The following is a 9211-nucleotide window of genomic DNA, read 5'->3' on the forward strand; positions in this document are numbered from 1 at the left end:
GGTACTGAACGCGGTCCAGCGACGACCGCCGAAGACCGGTACCATAAAGGAGTAAGGCACACGTAATAACGCGCCAGAGACCGACGGTAACGCCGTCAGCATAAACAACTGTTCAGTGGTAAACGTGAAACCGACTTTCGGCAGATTCACCGCAACAGCACTGAATAACATCCAGACGCAAAACGCCAGCAGCAGACAGGGGACAGAAATCCACAGGTTGCGACTGGCGATACGATGACCTCGCTGTGCCCAGAATGCCGGATCTTCCGGCCGCCATTCTGTGATTACAGCTCCAGATGCCCTTTCGGGGACGGATGAGTGACTCATAGACACCTCTGATACTCGATTCGATGCCTGCAACAGTAGGGTTTACAGCGCGAGGTAAGTTGATATAAATCAAAGGAAAAGTTGTCGATATCTCAACAGAAAAATCATGATCACCCTAAGTGAGTAGGATAATTCACCAAAAAATACGTGGTTTTTCACAGTGCTGCCTGCCGCAGGTACCCCCTTCCTCAAATCCCCTGCGGATACGGCAATTAAGAGGTAACTCGCTTTAGGTATGGGTATACTCCAGGGGATGGTCGAGAATAACGCCACTGCCGATTCTGCCCGGCACTCTCGTCATTCATTGAGGTTTCCCCATTCGCTGTCCGGAGACCTGAAGGAAGAAGGTTTTATGCTAAAACGTTGTCTCTCTCCGCTCACGCTGGTTAACCAGGTGGCGCTTATTGTGATGCTCTCAACCGCGATCGGCGTGGCGGGTATGGCTGTCTCTGGCTGGCTGGTTCAGGGCGTCCAGGGTAGCGCGCACGCCATTAATAAAACCGGATCGCTGCGGATGCAAAGCTATCGACTGCTCGCCGCGGTACCACTGAGCGCTGACGACCAGAAATTGCTTGATGAGATGGAGCAGACCGCGTTCAGCCCGGAACTGACCCGCGCAGCAGAACGCGACGGTCAGCAGGAACAACTGCGCGCCCTCCAGGATTACTGGCATCGCGAACTCTCCCCCGGCCTGCGGCAAGCCAGTAGCAGAGACGCCGTCGCGGCCGACGTCAACCAGTTTGTCGCTGGCCTTGATCGGCTCGTCTCCGCGTTTGACCACACCACCGAAATGCGCATCGAACGCGTGGTGATGGTGCACCGGGTGATGGCGATTTTTATGGCGCTGCTGCTGGTCTTTACCATTATCTGGCTGCGGGCGCGACTGCTTCAGCCGTGGAAGCAACTGTTGTCGATGGCCCGCGCCGTCAGTCAGCGCGACTTTACCCAACGCGCGCAAATCGGCGGGCGTAATGAGATGGCGATGCTCGGCGACGCGCTCAATAACATGTCCGACGAACTGGCGGAAAGCTATTCGGTGCTCGAACAACGCGTCAAAGAAAAAACGGCCGGGCTGGAGCAGAAAAACCAGATCCTCTCTTTTCTCTGGCAGGCCAACCGCCGTCTGCATTCGCCGGTGCCGCTTTGCGAACGTCTCTCCCCGGTGCTGAACGGTCTGCAAAACCTGACCCAAATGCATGACATCGAACTGCGGGTTTATGATCAGGAAGATGAAGAGAACCATCAGGAATTTACCTGCCAGTCCGATATCAGCTGTGATGATAAAGGGTGCCATCTCTGTCCCCGCGAGTCGCTGCCGCCAATTGAAGGGGGAATGACGCTGAAATGGCGCTTAACGGACACCCATACCCAGTACGGCATTTTGCTGGCGACCCTGCCGCAGGGGCATCACCTGAGTCACGATCAGCAGCAACTGGTGGATACCGTCGTGGAACAGCTCACCGCGACGCTGGCGTTGGATCGCAATCAGGAACGCCAGCAGCAGTTGATTGTCATGGAAGAGCGTGCAACCATTGCGCGCGAACTGCATGATTCTATTGCACAATCACTGTCCTGTATGAAGATGCAGGTCAGTTGCCTGCAAATGCAGGGAGAGACATTGCCGGACAGCAGCCGCGACCTGCTCGGCCAGATCCGCAACGAGCTGAATGCGTCATGGGCGCAACTGCGTGAACTGTTGACGACGTTTCGCTTACGGCTGACGGAACCCGGTCTGCGCCCCGCGCTGGAAGCCAGCTGCCAGGAATACAGCGCCCGTTTTGGTTTTACGGTGAAACTGGATTACCAGTTACCACCGCGCCTGGTGCCTTCGCATCAGGCGATTCACCTGTTGCAAATTGCCCGCGAAGCCTTAAGCAATGCGCTTAAGCATTCTCACGCTGATGATGTGGTGGTCACCGTGGCGCTGAAAGGCAAGCAGGTAAAATTGACTGTACAGGACAACGGCTGCGGCGTTCCTGAGAACGCCGAACGCAGTAACCACTATGGCATGATCATTATGCGCGACCGGGCACAGAGCCTGCGCGGAGATTGCCAGGTACGCCGTCGCGAGACGGGAGGCACTGAAGTCGCTGTCACGTTTATTCCCGAAAAATACTTCACAGAAGTTCAAGGAGATACCCATGAATAATCAGGAACCGGCAACTATCCTGCTCATCGACGATCATCCGATGTTGCGGACCGGCGTCAAACAGCTTGTCAGCATGGCGCCCGATATCACCGTGGTCGGTGAAGCCAGCAACGGCGAACAGGGTATCGAACTGGCCGAATCGCTTGACCCGGATCTGATCCTGCTCGACCTGAACATGCCGGGGATGAACGGGCTGGAAACCTTAGACAAATTACGTGAGAAAGCGCTGTCCGGACGGATCGTCGTCTTTAGCGTGTCGAATCATGAGGAAGATGTCGTGACGGCGCTCAAGCGCGGGGCTGATGGTTATCTGCTAAAGGATATGGAACCGGAAGATCTGCTTAAGTCGTTACAGCAGGCTGCCGCCGGAGAAATGGTCTTAAGCGAAGCGTTAACGCCGGTGCTGGCTGCCAGCCTGCGCGCCAACCGCGCCACCTCCGATCGCGATGTCACCCAACTCACCCCGCGTGAGCGTGACATTCTGAAGCTTATCGCACAGGGTCTACCGAATAAAATGATTGCCCGCCGCCTGGATATCACCGAGAGCACGGTGAAAGTCCACGTGAAGCATATGCTGAAGAAGATGAAGCTTAAATCACGTGTTGAAGCGGCAGTGTGGGTGCATCAGGAACGTATCTTCTGATTACTCCTCCGGGAGCAACCTCCAGCGCGGATCGTCCCCTGGCATTGCCATAAAGGGTTCCGTCAGCGTGAGCGTGATCTCATTGGAAGAGACACGCTGCCCCTTCTCATCTTCCACCACTACCGACAACTGCCAGCGGTTATTCGCGCCTTCGCTGCTGTCCCAGGCCGGCATAATCACCGTCCAGCCCTCAACGCTTTCCGCGTTTGCCCCCGCCGTCAGGCTCAGCGCCTGCGCGTCCCCCTGCCAGGTGAGATGACGAACGCCATGCCGACTACGTACCTGCAATTTTAGCGGCACCGTTTCGCCCGGATGCAGATCCCACGGTGGGGTTGCCAGAAATACGCTCAGGGTTTTGCGCTGACGATACTCCATCGTCGGCAGGTTGTTGCGCTGCGGATGATCGTAGCGGCTTCCGCGCAGCGACTGGCTCTCCGCCACCTCGCTGGCAGCCAGTTGTTTTTTCAGCGGTACGCCGAAGCGGTAGTTCAGGTTCAGCCCGAGGTTGTTCTGGCTGAGACCGCTCTCCCCCTGCTTGTGCTGGGCGGTGACCGTGACCAGCGGGACCGGGGTGTAATTCAGCCCCAGTTTCACCGCCACCGGATTGTGATAGCCCGTTCCGGAATCGAACAGATCGACGCTGTCACCAAAATATTGTTCCACGCTAACGCTGGTATTGAGATATTCGTAGAACGGCAGTCGCATTTGCGCCGTTACGTCGTAACCGCGCGCCATTCGTTGCTCCAGCGTCGGCGTATGGGCGCGCCATGAGGCAAACGGCTGGTAATAATTGGCCGACAGCCGCAGGTATTCCCCCCACGCTTCAGCGCCCAGCCCGCCACGCTGGAGGTTTTCATCGAGCAGATTATCGTAGAAAGTGTTATAGCCGAGCAGCCAGCCGTCACGCACCCAGCGCTGGCCGATACCCACATTACTCACCAGCCCGTCATCCTGCTGAGTAAGACCCAGTTGACTCCAGGTGAGGTAGCGCGAGTTATCCTGCCAGGGGACAAACCAGCTTCCGCGACTACCGTTGAAATTGCCTTCGTTATCGACCTGCACATTGACGCTGGCCTTCCCCCATGGCGACAGCCAGGATTCCAGTTGTTGATTCACCTGTTCACTCACCGCATCGCGCACCTGGCCAAAGGCAAATTGCTTTGCCTGCTCGCCGGTGTCCAGACCGTTGTCGATCATGCTCGCCTCGCCAAAGGCTTTTACCATCTCGGCGAAATGTTTTTCGCCTTCATGCGATTCGGGAGCCATGTCCAGATCGGGCAACCCGTCCTGGTTATTATCAAAGGGATTTTCGGCCTGTTGCATAAAGGCGGATTGTGCACTGGCGTGACCCCCTGCTAACAGCAAGAGTAACCAGAGAGGGAGGAAATGCGATACAAAACGACTCAAATCGGCGATAGCTTCTTACGGAATTCAGTTTACTTAACCTTTAAAAGCTTACCTGACTCCCCGTCGTTTTGCAGGTTTTCTCACACTTTCAGGAATATCCTTACTCTTGCCAGGCTCTCCTTTTCCTCAGACTTTCGTTGGTATCACCCCGCTTGCGCGGTAACATAAGTGACTGACAATTCAAACTTCCCCGCTAACAGGAGTCAACATGCAAAAGATAGTGATCATTGCCAACGGTGCGGCATACGGTAGCGAATCGTTATTTAACAGCCTGCGGCTGGCGATCGCGTTACGTGAACAGGCGAGCGACCTCGACCTTCGTCTGTTTCTGATGTCGGATGCCGTTACGGCGGGTTTGCGCGGTCAGAAGCCCACAGAAGGCTACAACATCCAGCAGATGCTGGAGATCCTTACTGCCCAGAACGTCCCGGTAAAACTGTGCAAGACCTGCACGGACGGGCGCGGGATCACGACACTGCCGCTGATCGACGGCGTGGAAGTCGGAACGCTGGTGGAACTGGCGCAATGGACGCTGGCCGCCGACAAAGTGCTCACCTTTTAATCCCCCTTTTCAGGCAAGCTTGCTGAAACAGCCGGTTATTTCCGAATTTAATCTTATTGGGGCGTATCTTTACCAAAAGTAAGTGCGCCCGATCACGCTTTTCTCCGGGATTTTGTCACTATTGTTTAATCGTTATGCCATTTTTTGATCAAAATCAGCATCCGAAGCCTAACTCTTTGGTGTTATGCCTCATGGGTAAAATGTGAACAACATCACGCAGCACTTCCGAAAGGAAGTACGTTGTTTTCAATACGGGGTGAGAAATGGCATTAGTAAAGGCAAGTTTGAAGTTATTTGGTGGGGATACCGTGGTCGTACGCTGTTCGGAGCGTTGCCACATCCATCTGATGAGCGAAAAAAATCACGTTAAAGACACGCAGACCGACATATTAAGCGTGCAGAACCGTGATAACGCATGGTTGACCGTACCGTATACCGGCGTCTGGAATGTCCTGATCGACAGTCATAGCCAGTCGCTTGAACATTCCATCAGTTATATTGCCGCCTGATACGCAAATGGCCCGGTCGCGCTTACGCAGCCGGGCCGACATAAGCCTCACGCGAAACCCGGCCGCAAAACACCTTCAGGCAGGGACTCCCCTAACAAACCGCGCACGTTAGTCACCAGATCGTTAAGACACTCATCCTGCATCCCCAGTTTCTGCAACTCCTGTTCAAGCGAAAACAGGTACTGCGCGTTCGTGCCAAGCGGCCCACTGGCAGCAGCAATCAACGGGGCGATTATTTGCGCTCGCGTGTCCGACTCATACAGCGGATGGCGCGGATCCATAATAAATACCAGTGCATTGACCGTTCGTCCGTCGTCCAACGCCAATTGACACCAGGTCGGCAGATAGCAGCCGGTGATCATTTCGCGCTTCCACAACAGCGTTAATTCCTGTTCAAGCGAGGCATCCGGAAGACGATAGGCCACACCGGTGGTGCGTCCGCCCTCTTTTAGTGCAAGCATTCGTCCCGGCTGACACGCGGTTCCGCGCCCTGCCGTGAGACGCAGGCAAAAGGCCCGATGCCATCCCACCAGCGTACCGGTACATGACTCCTCAAATTCTAACGCCGGGTTCCACATCAACGATCCATAACCGAAGATCCACACCGGTCCATCATCTGGTCGGCATGCCAGCGTCGCCGCAAGGGACGCAGCACGTTGCTCTGCTGACCATAAGAGTGATTCTTCAATAGCACCAAATGCCGTTTTACAATCGGCATTCATCAAGAAATCACGCGTTAACACCTTACACCTCCGCCACTGCATACTTCCCTGCGACAACTTTTTGACGCCTTCCGGGCATTTTAACTGCTCATTTTGAAACCAATATCACGACAATATGCAATTCATGGGCCGCTTGCAAGGCAGCAACGGGGGCGGGTAGCACGATTCGCCTAGGCGTTCACGGGAGCTATAGCGTTAGACCTTATAATTGAAGTGGTTAGGATTTCTTATGCCACTTCTCATCTTCACCTTTGGCATACTCTTTTTTCACTGCTGACCACGCCACCTTATGTGCGGTCTCTTCCCGACTGGCATCATCGCGGCGATCGGCTTTGTCCTTGTACTGCTCCCAGGCGCTATTGAACGCCTCTTTGTAGATCTCCTGGGCATGGGCGGGTAAGACGTGTTGTACGCTGTCTGGCAGATCTTTTTTTGCTTGATAGGGCATCATTGACTCCACTTTTTGGCTAAACCTTAAGTGTGGTCAACCCTGAGCGCCTCTGCCACTACAATAAGGTTTATTCGTCCTGCAGCCTGCATAAGCTTCTGTTATTTAACCACTCTATAAACAAGAGTTTCTCTTTCTGTCGTTTTAAAGGTGAAAGGCCGAAATGCCGTAAAATTTCGTAAAATATCACCGTAAAGCCTGCGTTTTCTGTTATTTTTTACACGCTTTATTACATTTATAACTAAAATCGACCTGCAGAGATGGAGAGCATTCATGACACATGCACATGAGGCGGTGAAAACCCGCCATAAGGAGACATCGCTTATTTTCCCGGTTGTGGCGCTGGTAGTGCTGTTCCTGTGGGGGGGCAGCCATTCACTACCAGCGGTAATCGGCATTAACCTTCTTGCCCTGATTGGTATTTTAAGCAGCGCCTTTAGCGTTGTTCGTCACGCCGACGTACTGGCTCATCGCCTCGGCGAACCCTACGGCTCACTCATTCTGAGCCTGTCCGTGGTCATTCTTGAAGTCAGCCTGATCTCAGCGCTGATGGCGACCGGTGATGCGGCGCCTACGCTGATGCGCGACACGCTCTATTCCATCATCATGATTGTCACTGGTGGTCTGGTGGGCTTTTCGTTATTACTGGGCGGGCGTAAGTTCGCCACTCAGTATATGAATCTGTTCGGTATCAAACAGTATCTGATTGCCCTGTTTCCGCTGGCAATTATCGTGCTGGTGTTTCCGATGGCGCTGCCCGGTGCGAATTTCACCACCGGCCAGGCGCTGTTGGTGGCCTTAATTTCTGCCGCGATGTACGGCGTATTCCTGCTCATTCAGACCAAAACGCACCAGAGTCTGTTTGTTTATGAGCACGAAGATGACAGCGACGACGACGACCCGCATCACGGTAAGCCCTCTGCGCACAGTAATGTGTGGCATGCCGTCTGGCTGGTGATTCATCTGATTGCGGTCATTGCCGTCACCAAGATGAACGCAAACCCGCTGGAGACACTGCTGACCGAACTGAACGCCCCGGTCGCCTTTACCGGCTTCCTGGTCGCGCTGCTGATCCTCTCTCCGGAAGGGCTTGGGGCGCTGAAAGCAGTGCTGAATAACCAGGTGCAGCGCGCCATGAATCTGTTCTTCGGTTCAGTGCTGGCCACTATCTCCCTGACGGTACCGGTGGTAACGCTGATTGCGTGGGCGACGGGGAATGACCTGGTGTTCGGCTTAGACGCACCAGAAATGGTAGTGATGGTAGCGTCACTGGTGCTGTGCCATATCTCGTTCTCAACGGGGCGCACTAACGTACTGAACGGTGCGGCGCATCTGGCGCTGTTTGCCGCCTATCTGATGACGATCTTTGCCTGATCCCTCAGACGAAAAAAACCCCGCTGCGGCGGGGTTTTCTGTTTCTGCGTGACTTAGTTCTCAGTGTCGAGCTCGTCGAAGCTTTTCACCAGATCGTCAACCGCTTTCATCTGCACCAGGAACTGTTCCAGCTTCGCCAGCGGTAGCGCGGATGGGCCGTCGCATTTCGCGTTGTCCGGATCCGGATGCGCTTCAATGAACAGACCGGCCAGACCGACCGCCATACCGGCCCGCGCCAGCTCAGTCACCTGACCACGACGGCCACCAGACGCTGCGCCAAACGGGTCGCGGCACTGCAGCGCGTGGGTCACGTCGAAAATCACCGGGCTGTTGCCAGAAACTTTCTTCATCACGCTGAAGCCCAGCATATCGACAACGAGGTTGTCATAACCGAAGTTTGCCCCACGGTCACACAGGATCACCTTGTCGTTACCGCCTTCATGGAATTTATCCACGATGTTGCCCATCTGACCCGGGCTCACGAACTGCGGTTTCTTCACGTTAATGACCGCGCCGGTTTTCGCCATCGCTTCCACCAGATCGGTCTGACGCGCGAGGAACGCCGGTAACTGAATCACATCTACAACGTCAGCGACAGGCTGCGCCTGGCTGGCTTCATGAACGTCGGTGATCACTTTTACGCCAAAGGTCTGCTTCAGTTCCTGGAAGATTTTCATCCCTTCTTCCAGGCCCGGTCCACGGTAGGAGTGGATAGAGGAACGGTTGGCTTTATCAAAAGAGGCCTTGAACACGTAAGGGATACCCAGTTTCTGGGTAACGGTCACGTAGTGCTCACAAATGCGCATCGCCAGATCGCGCGATTCCAGCACGTTCATCCCGCCAAACAGCACGAACGGCAGATCGTTTGCTACCTTGATGTCGCCAATGCTAACCACTTTTTGTTTCATAGGATCGCCTTAATGATGAGTAAGAATGTCGATAAATTAATGCAGGACAATTTGCTTATGCGAGATGTTATTAATCTGCGCACGAATCATTTCGCTGATCGGGTCTTCCGGACACTGCTCAACGAAATAGCTTAAATCGGTCAGCGCGACATGTTCACATTC

Annotated in this window: 9 protein-coding genes and 2 pseudogenes; 5 read left to right on the forward strand and 6 right to left on the reverse strand. The window is 54.4% G+C overall.

Annotated features, from left to right (window positions below):
* A pseudogene (locus tag AB7E14_RS15500) lies at positions 1–327 on the reverse strand (nitrate/nitrite transporter); the annotation flags it as partial.
* A gap of 352 nt (positions 328–679) precedes the next feature.
* On the opposite strand from AB7E14_RS15500, the gene narX reads away from it, so the two are divergent.
* Together narX and narL are read left to right on the forward strand one after the other, a co-directional pair.
* Positions 680–2476 carry a nitrate/nitrite two-component system sensor histidine kinase NarX gene (gene narX / locus AB7E14_RS15505; protein ID WP_216081410.1) on the forward strand — a complete coding sequence of 599 codons (1797 nt, stop codon included), beginning with the start codon at positions 680–682 and terminating at the stop codon, positions 2474–2476.
* Positions 2469–3119, forward strand: a complete 651-nt coding sequence (narL, locus tag AB7E14_RS15510) for a two-component system response regulator NarL (protein ID WP_042318615.1) — start codon at positions 2469–2471, stop codon at positions 3117–3119. Before narX ends, narL begins: the two co-directional genes overlap by 8 nt.
* Here the strand turns inward: narL and AB7E14_RS15515 are convergent, their stop codons facing one another.
* Complete coding sequence (locus AB7E14_RS15515) at positions 3120–4526, reverse strand: YchO/YchP family invasin (RefSeq protein WP_316961725.1); 1407 nt, start codon at positions 4524–4526, stop codon at positions 3120–3122. It abuts the gene before it with no gap.
* Between the two features lie 208 nt (positions 4527–4734).
* On the opposite strand from AB7E14_RS15515, the gene AB7E14_RS15520 reads away from it, so the two are divergent.
* Positions 4735–5088, forward strand: a complete 354-nt coding sequence (locus AB7E14_RS15520; RefSeq protein WP_043000489.1) for a DsrE/DsrF/TusD sulfur relay family protein — start codon at positions 4735–4737, stop codon at positions 5086–5088.
* A gap of 263 nt (positions 5089–5351) precedes the next feature.
* Complete coding sequence (locus AB7E14_RS15525; RefSeq protein ID WP_042318612.1) at positions 5352–5597, forward strand: DUF1883 domain-containing protein; 246 nt, start codon at positions 5352–5354, stop codon at positions 5595–5597.
* A gap of 47 nt (positions 5598–5644) precedes the next feature.
* On the opposite strand, the gene AB7E14_RS15530 is transcribed toward AB7E14_RS15525, so the two are convergent.
* Together AB7E14_RS15530 and chaB are read right to left on the reverse strand one after the other, a co-directional pair.
* Positions 5645–6340 (reverse strand): gamma-glutamylcyclotransferase, encoded by a 696-nt coding sequence (locus AB7E14_RS15530; protein ID WP_044257693.1) that lies wholly within the window; start codon positions 6338–6340, stop codon positions 5645–5647.
* A 196-nt stretch (positions 6341–6536) separates the two neighbouring features.
* Positions 6537–6767 carry a putative cation transport regulator ChaB gene (gene chaB, locus AB7E14_RS15535; RefSeq protein WP_043000487.1) on the reverse strand — a complete coding sequence of 77 codons (231 nt, stop codon included), beginning with the start codon at positions 6765–6767 and terminating at the stop codon, positions 6537–6539.
* A 273-nt stretch (positions 6768–7040) separates the two neighbouring features.
* Between chaB and chaA the strand changes: the two genes are divergently transcribed.
* Positions 7041–8141, forward strand: coding sequence for a sodium-potassium/proton antiporter ChaA (gene chaA / locus AB7E14_RS15540; RefSeq protein WP_043000486.1), 1101 nt, complete (start codon positions 7041–7043; stop codon positions 8139–8141).
* Between the two features lie 53 nt (positions 8142–8194).
* On the opposite strand, the gene kdsA is transcribed toward chaA, so the two are convergent.
* Together kdsA and AB7E14_RS15550 are read right to left on the reverse strand one after the other, a co-directional pair.
* Entirely contained in the window at positions 8195–9049 is an 855-nt protein-coding gene (gene kdsA / locus AB7E14_RS15545; protein ID WP_043000485.1) for a 3-deoxy-8-phosphooctulonate synthase, read from the reverse strand.
* Positions 9050–9085: 36 nt separating this feature from the next.
* Positions 9086–9211 (reverse strand): annotated as a pseudogene (locus tag AB7E14_RS15550) (hypothetical protein); the annotation flags it as partial.

It is taken from the genome of Citrobacter sp., from assembly GCF_050252275.1.
In the GTDB taxonomy this organism is placed as follows: Bacteria; Pseudomonadota; Gammaproteobacteria; order Enterobacterales; family Enterobacteriaceae; genus Citrobacter_A; species Citrobacter_A amalonaticus.